At 62.3% G+C, this 14,230-nt stretch carries 12 protein-coding genes and 1 tRNA gene; 7 read left to right on the top strand and 6 right to left on the bottom strand.

The features are described from left to right. Nucleotides 1–226 precede the first annotated feature (226 nt). From hisF to hisB, 5 genes are read right to left on the bottom strand one after another with little or no spacing between them, the layout of a single operon-like run. Nucleotides 227–997, bottom strand: coding sequence for an imidazole glycerol phosphate synthase subunit HisF (gene hisF, locus OH686_RS14260; RefSeq protein ID WP_137974752.1), 771 nt, complete (start codon nt 995–997; stop codon nt 227–229). Between the two features lie 17 nt (nt 998–1,014). After that, a complete protein-coding gene (hisA, locus tag OH686_RS14255; protein ID WP_289533431.1) occupies nt 1,015–1,758 on the bottom strand; it encodes a 1-(5-phosphoribosyl)-5-[(5-phosphoribosylamino)methylideneamino]imidazole-4-carboxamide isomerase in 744 nt (247 codons plus the stop codon). A 37-nt stretch (nt 1,759–1,795) separates the two neighbouring features. Further along, nucleotides 1,796–2,053 carry a DUF2164 domain-containing protein gene (locus tag OH686_RS14250; RefSeq protein ID WP_289533429.1) on the bottom strand — a complete coding sequence of 86 codons (258 nt, stop codon included), beginning with the start codon at nt 2,051–2,053 and terminating at the stop codon, nt 1,796–1,798. Further along, nucleotides 2,054–2,692, bottom strand: a complete 639-nt coding sequence (hisH, locus tag OH686_RS14245; RefSeq protein ID WP_289533427.1) for an imidazole glycerol phosphate synthase subunit HisH — start codon at nt 2,690–2,692, stop codon at nt 2,054–2,056. Next, nucleotides 2,692–3,285 (bottom strand): imidazoleglycerol-phosphate dehydratase HisB, encoded by a 594-nt coding sequence (gene hisB, locus OH686_RS14240; RefSeq protein WP_289533425.1) that lies wholly within the window; start codon nt 3,283–3,285, stop codon nt 2,692–2,694. Before hisB ends, hisH begins: the two co-directional genes overlap by 1 nt. Before the next feature lie 148 nt (nt 3,286–3,433). On the opposite strand from hisB, the gene OH686_RS14235 reads away from it, so the two are divergent. Beyond that, a complete protein-coding gene (locus OH686_RS14235) occupies nt 3,434–3,832 on the top strand; it encodes an acetyl-CoA sensor PanZ family protein (protein ID WP_137974747.1) in 399 nt (132 codons plus the stop codon). Between the two features lie 3 nt (nt 3,833–3,835). On the opposite strand, the gene OH686_RS14230 is transcribed toward OH686_RS14235, so the two are convergent. Further along, on the bottom strand, nt 3,836–5,053 hold the full coding sequence (locus OH686_RS14230) for a sterol desaturase family protein (protein WP_289533423.1): 1,218 nt from the start codon (nt 5,051–5,053) through the stop codon (nt 3,836–3,838). A 238-nt stretch (nt 5,054–5,291) separates the two neighbouring features. On the opposite strand from OH686_RS14230, the gene OH686_RS14225 reads away from it, so the two are divergent. From OH686_RS14225 to OH686_RS14200, 6 genes are all read left to right on the top strand, one after another. Then, the gene (locus tag OH686_RS14225) at nt 5,292–7,514 is read left to right on the top strand and encodes an AsmA family protein (RefSeq protein ID WP_289533421.1); all 2,223 of its coding nucleotides are present in this window, start codon (nt 5,292–5,294) and stop codon (nt 7,512–7,514) included. Then, a complete protein-coding gene (gene mutY / locus OH686_RS14220) occupies nt 7,511–8,578 on the top strand; it encodes an A/G-specific adenine glycosylase (protein WP_289533419.1) in 1,068 nt (355 codons plus the stop codon). The genes OH686_RS14225 and mutY overlap by 4 nt, the downstream gene beginning before the upstream one ends. Then, nucleotides 8,575–8,847: an oxidative damage protection protein gene (locus tag OH686_RS14215; protein ID WP_137974743.1), complete on the top strand. Its 273-nt coding sequence runs from the start codon at nt 8,575–8,577 to the stop codon at nt 8,845–8,847. Before mutY ends, OH686_RS14215 begins: the two co-directional genes overlap by 4 nt. A 122-nt stretch (nt 8,848–8,969) precedes the next feature. Beyond that, nucleotides 8,970–9,045 (top strand) — tRNA-Phe (locus OH686_RS14210). Between the two features lie 93 nt (nt 9,046–9,138). Further along, nucleotides 9,139–9,789, top strand: a complete 651-nt coding sequence (locus OH686_RS14205; RefSeq protein ID WP_289533417.1) for a DedA family protein — start codon at nt 9,139–9,141, stop codon at nt 9,787–9,789. Between the two features lie 134 nt (nt 9,790–9,923). Continuing rightward, nucleotides 9,924–14,147 (top strand): beta strand repeat-containing protein, encoded by a 4,224-nt coding sequence (locus OH686_RS14200; protein ID WP_289533415.1) that lies wholly within the window; start codon nt 9,924–9,926, stop codon nt 14,145–14,147. The last annotated feature ends 83 nt before the right edge of the window (nt 14,148–14,230 follow it).

Raw genomic sequence — 14,230 nt, 5'->3', positions numbered from 1 at the left:
GGAATTGAATTGCCTCAGATGCCGAATTTTTGACAACGTTTTTCCGCCACCATGCCTAGCATGCTGGCAGAAAGCCATTTTGACTATAGCCGTTTAGCCGAAGAAGCGCTCAACAGAAGAGATAGAAGCATCAGCCAGTAAAAGACCGAAACGTTCTAGGGGAAATTACCTGCTTCCATCAGCAGGTTCGCGAGGCGCATTGCACGCCCCGCTACATCTACATAGTTCAGCGCACCACGATGCCGCGGCTGGCCAGGTAGGCCTTGGCCTCCGGCACGCTGTATTCGCCGAAGTGGAAGATGCTGGCGGCCAGCACCGCATCGGCCTTGCCTTCGAGGATGCCGGCGGCCAGGTGTTCCAGGTTGCCGACGCCGCCGGAGGCGATCACCGGGATACCCACCGTCTCGCTGATGGCGCGGGTTACACCCAGATCGTAGCCGCTCTTCACGCCGTCCTGATCCATGCTGGTCAGCAGGATCTCGCCGGCGCCGAGGTCTTCCATCTTCTTCGCCCAGAGCACGGCATCCAGGCCGGTCGGCTTGCGCCCGCCGTGGGTGAATATCTCCCAGCGCCCCGGCTCGCCCGGCGCGGAAACGCGCTTGGCGTCGATGGCGACGACGATGCACTGGGAGCCGAAGCGATCGGCGGCCTCGCCGACGAATTCCGGATTGAACACCGCGGCGGTGTTGATCGACACCTTGTCCGCGCCGGCATTCAGCAGGTTGCGGATGTCCTGCACGGTGCGCACGCCGCCACCCACGGTGAGCGGGATGAACACCTGGCTGGCCATGCGCTCCACCGTGTGCAGGGTGGTGTCGCGGCCGTCGACGCTGGCGGTGATGTCGAGGAAGGTGATCTCGTCGGCGCCCTGCTCGTTGTAGCGGCGGGCGATTTCCACCGGGTCGCCGGCGTCGCGGATGTTCTCGAACTGGACACCCTTGACCACGCGGCCGTTGTCCACGTCGAGGCAGGGGATGATGCGCTTTGCCAGTGCCATGCTATAGCTCCGTCGACTTACTCGACCTTGTTCTTCAGGTCGCAGATGGCCTGGGCCTCGGCCACGTCCAGGGTGCCTTCGTAGATCGCGCGACCGGTGATGGCGCCGATGATGCCGCGATTGTTGGTGTCCAGCAGGGCCTGGATGTCGCCGATGTTGTGGATGCCGCCGGAGGCGATCACCGGGATGCGGCTGGCGTTGGCCAGGGCCACGGTCGCCGGGATGTTGCAGCCCTGCATCATGCCGTCTTTGGCGATGTCGGTATAAACGATGGCGGACACGCCGTCGGCCTCGAAGCGCTTGGCCAGGTCGGTGGCCTGCACGGTCGATACCTCGGCCCAGCCGTCGGTGGCGACGAAGCCGTCCTTGGCATCCAGGCCGACGATGACCTTGCCCGGGAAAGCCTTGCAGGCATCGGTGACGAACTGTGGATCTTTAACGGCCTTGGTGCCGATGATCACGTAGCTGACGCCTGCACGCACGTAGTGCTCGATGGTTTCCAGGGTACGGATGCCGCCACCGATCTGGATCGGCAGGTTCGGGTAGCGCTTGGCGATGGCGGTAACCACCTCGCCATTGACCGGCTGGCCCTCGAAGGCGCCGTTGAGGTCGACCAAGTGCAGACGACGGCAACCGCCCTCGACCCACTTGGCGGCCATGCTCACCGGGTCATCGGAAAACACCGTGGAGTCTTCCATGCGGCCCTGGCGCAGACGTACGCAGGCGCCGTCCTTGAGATCGATAGCGGGGATAATCAGCATCGGTTGAACCTGCTCAAGTCGTGAATTCGGTGAAGGGTCAGCTCTTCTCGAGCGCCCACAGGTCGCTCTCCAGGCTGGCGAAACGGTCGGACAGCACCGCCTGCACATCGGAGATCGCCTTGTTGTAGTAGTGCGGGGCAATGTCGCGGCTGATCAGGTCGAGCACTTCCTGCACCTCGAACGAGCCCAGCTCGAGTTCGAAGCGGTCTTCCAGGAAACGCCCCAGCACCTGCAACGCCGCCTGCTGCTGAGCGCCTTCGAGCTCCAGCTGCGCAATCTTCTTGCCCCGGCTCATTTACCGGCGGCCATCCCAGGCGACGAAGTTCTGCAGCAGCTGCAGGCCATGGGTATGGCTCTTCTCCGGGTGAAATTGCACGGCGAAACGCGAGCCATCGGCCAGCGCGGCGGCGAAGTCCTTGCCGTAATGACCACGGCCGACCACCTGGGCCGGGTTGCCGGCCTCGATGTAGTAGCTGTGCACGAAGTAGAAGCGGCCGTGGTCCGGAATCTCGTGCCACAGAGGATGATCGACCACCTGCGCCACTTCGTTCCAACCCATGTGCGGCACCTTCAGATGCTCGCCGCCTTCATGCAGGTCCTTACCGAAGAAGCGCACCTGGCCGGGGAACAGGCCGATGCAGTCGACACCGCCGTTCTCCTCGCTGCGCTCCAGCAGGGCCTGCATACCGACGCAGATGCCGAGGAACGGGCGATCCTGACTGACCTCACGCACCAGGCTGTCGAAACCCAGGCGCTTGATCTCGGCCATGCAGTCGCGGATCGCGCCGACGCCGGGAAACACCACGCGGTCGGCCTCGCGAATCACATTGGCGTCACTGGTGACGATCACTCGCCCGGCGCCGACGTGCTCCAAGGCCTTGGCCACCGAGTGCAGGTTGCCCATGCCGTAGTCGATGACGGCAACCGTCTGCATCAGAGCACGCCCTTGGTCGACGGCATCTGCCCGGCCATGCGCGGGTCCAGCTCGACGGCCATGCGCAGGGCGCGGCCGAAGGCCTTGAACACGGTCTCGATCTGGTGGTGGGTGTTGGTGCCACGCAGGTTGTCGATATGCAGGCTGACCTGGGCGTGGTTGACGAAGCCCTGGAAGAACTCCTGGAACAGGTCCACGTCGAAGCCGCCGACCACCGCGCGGGTGAAAGGCACGTGCATCTGCAGGCCGGGACGACCGGAGAAGTCGATCACCACGCGCGACAGCGCTTCGTCCAGCGGCACGTAGGAGTGGCCGTAGCGGGTCATGCCCTTCTTGTCGCCGACCGCCTTGGTGAAGGCCTGGCCGAGGGTGATGCCGACGTCTTCCACGGTGTGGTGGTCGTCGATGTGCAGGTCGCCCTTGCACTCGATATCGAGGTCGATCAGGCCATGACGGGCGATCTGGTCGAGCATGTGCTCGAGGAACGGCACGCCAATATCGAACTTGGCCTTGCCGGTACCATCCAGGTTGATCGAGACCTTGATCTGGGTCTCCAGGGTGTTGCGCTCGACGGATGCCGTACGTTCGGCCATCTCCAGCTCCACAGGCTGCTCACGGGAAAAGGCCGCCATTATAGGCGGGCCGTGGCTTTGGCGGCTACCGGCGGCGGTCGGGGCAATGGCTATCGGCGCGATTGAGCTGGCTTTACACTGCGCAGCCTGCTCTTGCGAGGAAGTCGCCATGCCCGTTCTGGTCGAAATCGTCAGTCGCCCGTCCGCCCAGGACCACACCGACCTGGGCAAGGTCTACGCCGACGCCCCGGACTGGCTGCTCGAGCCCTACGCCAGCATTGACGCCCTGCTGGCCGACGGCATCGGCAAGGGCAAGCTGATCGCCGGGCGCTTCAATGACCGCCTGCTCGGCGCCGCCCTGCTGGAGCGCGGCGAGCAGCACTGGCGGCTATCGCACCTGTGTGTACGCAAGGTCACCCGTAAGCGCGGCGTGGCCCGACGCATCCTCGACGAGGCCCGGCGCCTGGCCGCCGAAGCCGGCAAGCCGCTGCACCTGGCGGCACCCAAGGATCACCTGGAGAGCCAGGCCCTGGCCGCGCGCAGCGGCCTGCCGCTGGACAGCCTGTAAGCCCTAGGACGCCTGCGCCATCTGCGGCCTGGCCGCCAGCCAGACCAGCCACAGCAGGCTGGCCAGACACAGCCCGACCAGCACTAGGCCGAGCGCCAGCTGTTGCGGCGCCAGCCACACCACCCAGGCCAGCGCCGCGCCGGCCGTCAGTACCTGACGACCCGCCTCCACCTTCCACAAAGCGCGCTTGCCCTCGAACAGCAGGCCAAGACCAACGCAGCCAGCAAGAATCAGCAGCGCCAGCAACAGTGGCTGCCACAGCTCGGCGCGCTTCACCGAGGCCAGGTAGCACAGGGCCATGGCGTTGATCGCCACGAACTGCAGGAAGGCATACCACTTCAGGCTCGCCGGATAGGCGCAGTCGAACTTGTCCGCGCCCATCTTCGGCCAGGGCCGCTCGGCCACATCCGCCGGACGCCAGCCGGTGGGCATCCACCACAGGCGCAGCTTGTCCCACCAGGAGTGGGTCGCCACGGCGTCGGCCCACAGCAGGCGCCACCAGGAGAACTGCAGGCGGATCGGGTCGAAGGTACGCACCGGGGTGGTCACGCCATAGCGCACCGGCTCGTCCTCGTCGGCGTAGGTGCCGAACAGGCGGTCCCAGATCAGGAATACACCGCCGTGGTTCTTGTCGATGTAGCGGTCGTTCTGCCCGTGATGCACGCGGTGGTTGGTCGGCGTGACCATAAACCACTCGAGAATCCCCAACCGCCCCACATGCTGGCTGTGAATCCAGAACTGGTAGACCAGCTGCGCGCCGAGCAGCACCAGGAACAGCGGCAACGGCAGGCCGAGCAGCGCCAGCGGCAGGTAGAAGGGCCAGTCGAAGGCGGTCTGGAAGGCACCCTTGCGCAGGGCGGTGGACAGGTTGAAGTCCTCGCTGGAGTGGTGCGGCTGGTGCGCGCCCCACAGCAGGTTGTAGCGGTGCAGGCTGCGGTGCGCCCAGTAGAAGCAGAAGTCCACGGCGACGAAGCCGAGCAGCCAGGTCCAAGGCGAGGTCGGATCCAGCGTCCACAGCCGCGCATGCTCGTACAGCCAGGCGTAGGGAATCACCAGCAGCAGGCGCAGCGGCCCCTCCAGCAACACGCGCAACACGGCGGTGTTGATGCTGGTGGTGGCATCGGCCAGGCGATAGGTGTGACGGCCGCTCCAGCGCTCATAGGCGAGCTCCAGCAGCATCAGCAGGATGTACAACGGCACGGCCATCACCACGATATTCATCACCACCTCACAGGCGAATCCTTGTTGTTATGCTGGCAGCCTAACCCCGGAACGCCGGCGGCGGATGGGCCGTCGCTGCCAAAACGGCTTTCCCCGCGCGCCATCGCAGGCGCAGGCCGCAGGGGAACCGCTCGTCGACCTGGTCATCCAACCCCTGCCACGCATGGCGCTCGCCGCGCCACACGGCGGCGGTATACTCCCGCCCCTATATAGAAGAACTCCACACAAGGACTGGTCCATGAAAGCCATTGGCAAAATCCTGGGTCTGGTATTTCTCGGGCTGCTGCTGATCATCGTCGGCCTCGGCTTCGCCCTGACCCACCTGTTCGACCCCAACGACTACAAGGACGAGATCCAGCAGCTGGCCCGCGACAAGGCCAACCTCGAACTGCAGCTCAAGGGCGATATCGGCTGGAGCCTGTTCCCCTGGCTCGGCCTGGAGCTGACCGACGCCACCCTGGCCAGCGCCGACACCCCGGACAAGCCCTTCGCCGACCTGCGCCTGCTCGGCCTGTCCGTACGCGTGCTGCCGCTGCTGTACCAGGAAGTGCAGATGAGCGACATCCGTGTCGACGGCCTCAACCTGACCCTGCAACGCGACGAGAAAGGTCGCGGCAACTGGGAGGGCGTCGGCCAGCCGGCCAAGCCCGCAGCGAGCGAGCCGGCGCCAACCGCGCTTGGCGAGCCGAGCGAAATCACCGCCCAGACCACCGACGAGAGCGGCAAGCCGGTCAAGCTGGATATCGACAGCCTGACCATCAGCACCTCGCGCATCGACTACCACGACGCCAAGAGCGGCAAGCAATTCAGCGCCGAGGGCATCGAACTGTCCACCGGTGCCATCCGCGAGGGCGCCGATATCCCGATCAAGCTGCTGGCCTTCCTCGGCACCAACCAGCCGGTAGTGCGCGCCAAGACCGAGCTGCAGGGCCTGCTGCGCTTCGACCGCGGCCTCAAGCGCTACCAGTTGCAGGACCTCAAGCTGGCCGGCGAAGCCTCCGGCGAGCCGCTGGGTGGCAAGACCCTGACGTTCTCCAGCCAGGGCCAGCTGCTGCTCGACCAGTCCGCCCAGGTGGCCGAATGGACCGGCATCAAGCTCTCCGCCAACCAGCTGCGCGCCCTCGGCGAGCTCAAGCTGCGCGACCTAGACAAGACCGCCCAGCTGGAAGGCAATCTGTCGCTGGCCCAGTTCAACCTGCGCGAATTCCTCGACGGCATCGGCATCGCCCTGCCCGCCATGCGCGACAGCGGCACCCTGAGCCGCTTCGAGATGTCCGCCCGCCTGGCCGGCACGCCGAGCAGCGTCAACCTCAACGACCTGAGCCTGAAGCTGGACGACAGCACCTTCAGCGGCAGCCTGGCGGTCAGCGACTTCGCCAAGCAGGCCCTGCGCCTGCAACTCAAGGGCGACAAGCTCGACCTCGACCGCTACCTGCCGCCGGAAAACAAGGACGCCGATGCCGGCGCGGCGCGCAAGGGTGAAGTCAAGGAAGCGGTGGCCGCCGCCGGCAAGAGCGGCACCACGCCGCTGCCGAACGCGCCGACCCAGCAGGCCTGGAGCAACGAGCCGGCCCTGCCGCTGGAGAGCCTGCGCAAGCTCGACGTGCAGGCGACCATCGGCCTCGGCCAGCTGACCCTGAGCAAACTGCCGATCGAAAGCGCCAGCCTCAAAGCCAGCGCCAAGGGCGGCCTGCTCGACCTGCAGGAACTGCGTGGCGATCTGCATGGTGGCGAGTTCGTCATTCGCTCCCAATTCGACGCCCGCCCGGCCGTGCCGCTGCTGACCCTGAACCAGCAGCTCAAGCGCATTCCCGTGGAGAAGCTGATCGAGGCCCGCGGCGAGAAGCCGCCGGTACGCGGCCAGCTCGACCTGAGCGCCGACCTGCGCACCCAGGGCAACAGTCAGAAGGCCTGGATCGACGCCCTCAACGGCACGTCCAGCTTCAGCCTGAGCGACGGCGTGCTGGTCGAGGCCAACCTGGAGCAGCAGCTGTGCCAGGGCATCGCCACCCTCAATCGCAAATCCCTGTCCGGCGAACCGCGCGGCAAGGACACGCCGTTCGAGGAGCTGCACGGCAACCTGAAGTTCACCAATGGCGTGGCCAGCAACCCGGACCTCAAGGCGCGCATCCCCGGCCTGACGGTGAACGGCGACGGCGACCTCGACCTGCGCGTGCTGGGCATGGACTACCGCGTCGGCATCGTCATCGAGGGCGACAAGGGCGCCATGCCGGACCCGGCCTGCCAGGTCAACGAGCGCTATGTCGGCCTGGAATGGCCGCTGCGCTGCCGCGGCCCGCTGGAGCTGGGCGCCAAGGCCTGCCGCCTGGACAAGGACGGCCTCGGCAAGATCGCCGCCAAACTGGCCGGCGACAAGCTCGGCGAGAAGCTGGAAGAGAAGCTCGGCGACAAGGTCAGCCCGGAACTCAAGGACGCGCTGAAGGGCCTGTTCAACCGATGAGCCCCGAGCAATTCAACGGCGCCGTGCTGGCCTGGTATGACGTGCACGGCCGCAAGGACCTGCCCTGGCAGCAGGGCATCACCCCGTACCGGGTGTGGGTCTCCGAGATCATGCTGCAGCAGACCCAGGTCAGCACCGTGCTCGGCTACTTCGACCGCTTCATGGACGCCTTGCCGACCGTGCAGGCGCTGGCGGCGGCGCCGGAGGACGAAGTGCTGCACCTGTGGACCGGCCTCGGCTACTACACCCGCGCGCGCAACCTGCACAAGGCGGCGAAGACGGTGGTGGAGCAGCATGGCGGCGAGTTCCCGCGCTCGGTCGAGCAACTCGCCGAGCTGCCCGGCATCGGCCGCTCCACCGCCGGCGCCATCGCCAGCCTGAGCATGGGCCTGCGCGCGCCGATCCTCGACGGCAACGTCAAGCGCGTGCTGGCCCGCTACAAGGCCCAGCACGGCTACCCAGGCGAACCCAAGGTGGCCGAGCAGCTGTGGCAACTGGCCGAACAGCTGACCCCGCACGAGCGGGTCAACAACTACACCCAGGCGATGATGGACCTGGGCGCCACACTGTGCACCCGCAGCAAGCCGAGCTGCCTGCTGTGCCCGGTGCGCGACGGCTGTCGTGCGCATCTGCTCGGCCGCGAGAGCGACTTCCCCGAATCCAAGCCGCGCAAGGCGCTGCCGCAGAAGCGCACGCTGATGCCGCTGCTGGCCAACCGCGAAGGCGCCATCCTGCTTTACCGTCGCCCCTCCAGCGGCCTGTGGGGCGGCCTGTGGAGCCTGCCGGAGCTGGACGATCTGACCGGTCTCGCGCCGCTGGCCAACCAACATGCCCTGCGCCTCGGCGAGCCACGCGAGCTGGCCGGGCTGACCCATACTTTCAGCCACTTCCAGCTGGCCATCGAGCCCTGGCTGGTGCCCGCCGAACAGGCCAGCCCCGCCGTGGCCGAGGGCGACTGGCTCTGGTATAACCTCGCCAGCCCGCCGCGCCTGGGCCTGGCCGCCCCGGTGAAGAAGCTCCTCAAGCGAGCCGCGGATGCACTGAACGCAGGAGAAATCTCATGAGCCGCACCATCCATTGCCGCAAGTTCAACGAGGACCTGCCCGGCCTCGACCGCCCGCCCTACCCCGGCGCCAAGGGCCAGGACATCTTCGATAACGTGTCGAAGAAAGCCTGGGACGAATGGCAGGCGCACCAGACCATGCTGATCAACGAGCGTCGGCTGAACATGATGAACGCCGAGGACCGCAAGTTCCTCCAGGCCGAGATGGACAAGTTCCTCTCCGGCGAGGACTACGCCAAGGCCGACGGCTACGTGCCGCCAAGTGCCTAATACGGCTGCGGGTCGGAAACGCCCGCAGCACCCCGGAAATCGTAACCGCCCGTCTGCACTGAATTTTTTTTCATTCCCTCGCTTGACACTGCAAAGCCAAATCCGTTTAATGGCGCCCCGTTGCCCAGGTAGCTCAGTTGGTAGAGCAGGGGATTGAAAATCCCCGTGTCGGCGGTTCGATTCCGTCCCTGGGCACCACTAATACCGAGAACCCCGAGCGAAGAAATTCCTCGGGGTTTTTGCTATCTACGGCGCAGGAACCGCGCCCATGCTTCGGCGAGTGGAGCCCAGATGGAATTCATCCAGCTTGTCATCGACTTCATCCTGCACATCGACCGCCACCTGGCGGAGCTGACCGCCGCCTACGGGCCGTGGATCTACGGCATCCTGTTCCTGATCATCTTCTGCGAGACCGGCCTGGTGGTGACGCCCTTCCTGCCGGGCGACTCGCTGCTGTTCGTCGCCGGCGCCATCGCCACCCAAGACGCGATGAACGTTCACATCATGGTGCCGCTGCTGATCGTCGCCGCCGTCCTCGGTGACGCGGTCAACTACAGCATCGGCCGCTTCTTCGGCGCCAAGCTGTTCGCCAACCCGGACTCGAAGATCTTCCGCCGCCGCTACCTGGAAGTGACCGAGGCCTTCTACGACAAGCACGGCGGCAAGACCATCATCCTCGCCCGCTTCGTGCCCATCGTGCGCACCTTCGCCCCCTTCGTCGCCGGCATGGGCCACATGCCCTACCGCCGCTTCGCCCTCTACAACGTGATCGGCGCGGTCGTCTGGGTCACCCTGTTCAGCTACGCCGGCTACTTCTTCGGCAACCTGCCGGTGGTGCAGAGCAATCTGCATTACCTGATCGTGGCGATCATCTTCGTCTCGATCCTGCCGGGCGTGATCGAGATCATTCGCCATCGCAGGGCAGCCGCAAAGGCCTCATAACCCCAGAGCCTAGATCCTGCGCCATGCGTTTTTTTGCCCTTAAAGAAGCGCCCATAGCCTCACATTCGCCATAAAAAACCGGCAGAATGCCAGTACCTCATCCCGTAATTTCGCTTAACAGGAATGGACTCTATATGGCTGTAGTGAAGGGAACCAGTATCAGCGAAATCCTCAACGGCACGGCCGAAGATGACAAAATCACTGGTGGCGCGGGAAATGATGTTCTTAATGGGGGAAAGGGGCAAGATACCGCTATCTACGCAGGAAACTCCAGTGACTTTCGCTTCAGCTGGAACATCTGGAACAGCGGCGTTCTGACCATTACCGACCTCAATACCTCTGACGGAGACGCCGGCACAGACTCGCTACAAGGTATTGAGTATCTCCAATTCACGGATCGCACCCTCACGCTCCAAGCTGGAGGCGAGCAACTCGTTAGCCCCTTATCGGTTAATGAGCAAATATCTGGGGAAGAAATCTCAACAACCCCCACAGTTCATCTTCAAGACGGCGGCTGGATCGTCAGCTGGCATGGATACAATCAAGATAAAAAGCAAGACATATATACACAACGCTATGACTCATTAGGGAATGCCATTGGCGATGCCATAAGAATCAGCACAAATACCGGGTATGGAAAACTCTCACCTATTGCAACTGCTCTGCCTGACGGCGGCTGGCTGATTACCTGGGAAGGCCAAGGCGCCGGAGATATTCAAGGTATTTTCTCACAGCGATTCGATCAAAATGGCGTCCCACTGGCAGGCGAAATACAAGTTAACACCACCACCGCTCGCGGTCAGACATCTCCATGCGTGACAGTTCTTGATGATGGCGGTTGGTTGGTAGCGTGGGAAAGCCAAACATCGGATAACCGCTATAGCATAGTTGCTCAACGCTATGATGCCTCAGGCAGCCTGTTGGGTAGCGAACTGACCCTAGCAACAAAATACTTCCAAAGCAGCTCGAATGTTCAAGCCCTGCCCGATGGTGGATGGCTGACCATCTGGTGTAACGAGGGTCCTGGGAGCGAGTACGGCACATTCATCCAACGCTTCGATTCAACAGGCAGCCCTGTCGGCGACCTCCACCATCTAGCATATCGTCCATTAGACCCCTCACCGCCCTCAGTGGTAATCCAACCCGATGGTGGTTGGACTCTACTCTACGAGCAATACCCTGCTGCTACTTATTATAGCGTAGCGATATTCGCTCAGAATTATGACGCCGCAGGCAATTCTGTCGGCGCCGCATCTCTTATTGGGTCAACACCCTATGGGCCAAATGAAGTTTTGGCCCTCCCCAACAATAACTGGCTAGTTGCATGGGACTCAGGGAATATCCTGTACTTCCAACGCTACGACTCTACCGGTAATCGGATCGGAAGCGAGACCGCCGTCAACATAGATCGTTTCAGCAGCAGAGCGGATGTTTTTTCAACAACGCTGTTGCCGGACGGTGGCTGGATTTTCACTTGGGCAGATGGAGAAAACCATGCAGGGGACGAGAACATCTATACCCAGCGCTACGACAAAAATGGCAACAGGCTACGCCTAGAAGTTCAAGGTACGGACAGTAACGACACGCTGATCAGCAGTGATAGCAATATCGCCTTGGCTGGCGGTGCCGGTGATGACGTCTACATACTCGGAAGCTCTCTAGGCGCAATGTCGGGATCTGCCGCCTCAATTCGCGAAGCCGCAAATGGCGGCCTAGATACGGTCTTATCCTATCTGTACCACTACGAGCTTGCCGAAAACATCGAGAATGGGCGAATTCTAAATACCGATCACTATGCCTACCTTATCGGAAACTCCCTAGACAATATTCTCTATTCAAATAGCAACTCAAATTATTTAGATGGTGGCATAGGTTCCGACACCGCCGACTTCTCCTATGCAACGTCAGGGATATCCATCAACCTGAATGATGAATACAAATTCATATCTATTGAAAATGCCACTGGCTCTTCCTATGCAGACTATATCGCTGGCAACTCTAGTAACAACATCCTCAATGGTGCCGCCGGATCTGACACTGTTAATTACGCAACTGCAACAAGTGCAGTAAACGTTAGCCTAGCCATCTCGACAGCCCAAGTTACTGGCGGTGGGGGCACTGACACCTTGATTTCCATCGAGAACCTCATCGGCTCCGACTTCAACGACACCCTCGCCGGTAATTCCGGCAACAACACTCTCAATGGCGCCGCCGGATCTGACACTGTTAATTACGCGGCAGCAACAAGCGCAGTAAACGTTAGCCTGGCCATATCGACAGCCCAAGTTACTGGCGGCGGGGGCACCGACACGCTAATCTCCATCGAGAATCTCACCGGCTCCGACTTCAGCGACACACTCGCCGGTAATTCCGGCAACAATACCCTCAATGGCGCTGCCGGATCTGACACCGTTAGTTACGCAACAGCAACAAGCGCAGTACACGTTAGCCTGGCCATATCGACAGCACAGGTTACTGGCGGTGGGGGCACTGACACCCTGATTTCCATCGAAAACCTCAGCGGCTCCGCCCACAACGACAGGCTGACCGGCGACGATGCCGCCAATAAACTCAGCGGCGGCGCAGGCAACGACATACTCAATGGCGGGGCAGGAGCAGACAAGCTAATTGGCGGAGACGGCTCCGATATCTATTACGTAGATAGCACCAGCGATGTAATTAGCGAAACCAATGCCAATCTGAGTATCGGTGGCAACGACACCGTCTACAGCTACCTCAGCGAGTACACACTGGGTACCAACATAGAAAATGGGCGCGTCCTTGCCGGCGACACCTCCAGTTTGATCGGCAATAGCCTCAATAACATTCTCTATGCCGGCGCCGGCAACAATGTCCTGAATGGTGGAGCTGGCAGTGACACGGTGTCCTATCTCTATGCCAGCAGCGCCGTGACGGTCACTCTGGCAAGTGCCGCAGCGCAGGCGACCGGCGGCTCTGACTCCGACATGCTCATCGCCATCGAAAACCTGACCGGCTCCAGTTACAACGACAGTCTGACCGGTGACGCTGCCGACAACACACTCAGCGGCGGAGCAGGTGACGACATACTCAATGGCAGGGCAGGAGCAGACAAGCTAATTGGCGGAGACGGCTCGGACATCTATTACGTCGACAATGCCAGCGACTTGGTCAGCGAAACCAACGCCAGCTTGAGTACCGGCGGCAGCGATACCGTATACAGCTACCTCAGCAAGTACACTCTGGGTGCCAATATCGAAAACGGCCGCATCGTTGCCGGTGGAAATGCCAGCTTGACCGGTAATAGCCTCAACAACATCCTCTACGCCGGGGCGGGAAGTAATGTTCTGAACGGCGGGACGGGCAGCGACAGCGTGTCCTACCTCTACGCCAGCAGCGCCGTTACAGTCACGCTGGCTAGCTCGGCCGCACAAGCCACCGGCGGCTCTGGCTCCGACACCCTCATAGCGATCGAGAGCCTGATCGGCTCCAACTACAACGACAAGCTGACCGGCAACTCGGCCAGCAACCGGCTCAGCGGAGGGCTGGGTAACGACGTTCTGAATGGCGGTGCCGGCTCTGACAAGATGATCGGAGGCGAGGGCTCGGATACCTACTACGTCGACAATGCAGGCGACGTGGTCAGCGAAACCAACGCCGACGCCAGTACAGGCGGCACAGATACTGTTTACAGCTACCTCACCAGCTACAGCCTCGGCACCAATATCGAGAACGGGCGAATTCTGGCCGCCGGATCGGCCAATCTCAGTGGCAACAACCTTAACAACGTGTTGGTAGCTGGCATCGGCAATAACATCCTCAATGGCAGCGACGGCACGGACACAGTTTCCTATACGCACGCCTCCAGCGCAGTGACTGTCAGCTTGAACAGCACCAGCGCCCAAGCTACCAAAGGCTCCGGCTCTGACACCCTGATCTCCATCGAAAACTTGGCCGGCTCCCAATACAACGACTCACTGACCGGTAACGCTGCGAGCAATACTCTTAATGGGGGTGCTGGCAACGACCGCCTGATTGGCGGCGCAGGTAAAGATCTGCTGATTGGCGGAGCCGGCAATGACACCTTCGTGATCAACGCCCTGTCCGATAGTGGACTGACCAGCGACAACTGGGACGTCATCAAGGACTTCATGAGCGGCGACAAGATCGACTTGTCCAGACTCGATGCCGATACGACCGTCGACGGCAACAACGTCTTCACCCAGATCATCGACAGCGCTGCAGCCTTCACTGCTGCTGGGCAGTTGCGACTGACCGATGGCGTGCTCTACGGCAACATCGATGGCGACGCCGACGCGGAGTTCGCCATTCAGCTGGTGGGCGTAACCAGCGTCTCGCTGGCCGACTTCACCGCCTGAGCCCGACATGGAGAGTCACCCTCCCCGTCGGGCGCCCGCATCTGGTGGGTCCCGGCCTCCAGTGCAATACTCAAGGCAGCGTC

This window comes from Pseudomonas sp. SO81 (assembly GCF_030374125.1).
In the GTDB taxonomy this organism is placed as follows: domain Bacteria; phylum Pseudomonadota; class Gammaproteobacteria; order Pseudomonadales; family Pseudomonadaceae; genus Aquipseudomonas.
This window is presented reverse-complemented; position numbering and strand designations above follow the sequence as displayed.

What these genes read in the sequence shown, in the direction of transcription:
- hisF (WP_137974752.1), bottom strand. Translation starts at nt 997, where the DNA reads ATGGCACTGGCAAAGCGCATCATCCCCTGCCTCGACGTGGACAACGGC.
- hisA (WP_289533431.1), bottom strand. Translation starts at nt 1,758, where the DNA reads ATGCTGATTATCCCCGCTATCGATCTCAAGGACGGCGCCTGCGTACGT.
- OH686_RS14250 (WP_289533429.1), bottom strand. Translation starts at nt 2,053, where the DNA reads ATGAGCCGGGGCAAGAAGATTGCGCAGCTGGAGCTCGAAGGCGCTCAG.
- hisH (WP_289533427.1), bottom strand. Translation starts at nt 2,692, where the DNA reads ATGCAGACGGTTGCCGTCATCGACTACGGCATGGGCAACCTGCACTCG.
- hisB (WP_289533425.1), bottom strand. Translation starts at nt 3,285, where the DNA reads ATGGCCGAACGTACGGCATCCGTCGAGCGCAACACCCTGGAGACCCAG.
- OH686_RS14235 (WP_137974747.1), top strand. Translation starts at nt 3,434, where the DNA reads ATGCCCGTTCTGGTCGAAATCGTCAGTCGCCCGTCCGCCCAGGACCAC.
- OH686_RS14230 (WP_289533423.1), bottom strand. Translation starts at nt 5,053, where the DNA reads ATGAATATCGTGGTGATGGCCGTGCCGTTGTACATCCTGCTGATGCTG.
- OH686_RS14225 (WP_289533421.1), top strand. Translation starts at nt 5,292, where the DNA reads ATGAAAGCCATTGGCAAAATCCTGGGTCTGGTATTTCTCGGGCTGCTG.
- mutY (WP_289533419.1), top strand. Translation starts at nt 7,511, where the DNA reads ATGAGCCCCGAGCAATTCAACGGCGCCGTGCTGGCCTGGTATGACGTG.
- OH686_RS14215 (WP_137974743.1), top strand. Translation starts at nt 8,575, where the DNA reads ATGAGCCGCACCATCCATTGCCGCAAGTTCAACGAGGACCTGCCCGGC.
- OH686_RS14205 (WP_289533417.1), top strand. Translation starts at nt 9,139, where the DNA reads ATGGAATTCATCCAGCTTGTCATCGACTTCATCCTGCACATCGACCGC.
- OH686_RS14200 (WP_289533415.1), top strand. Translation starts at nt 9,924, where the DNA reads ATGGCTGTAGTGAAGGGAACCAGTATCAGCGAAATCCTCAACGGCACG.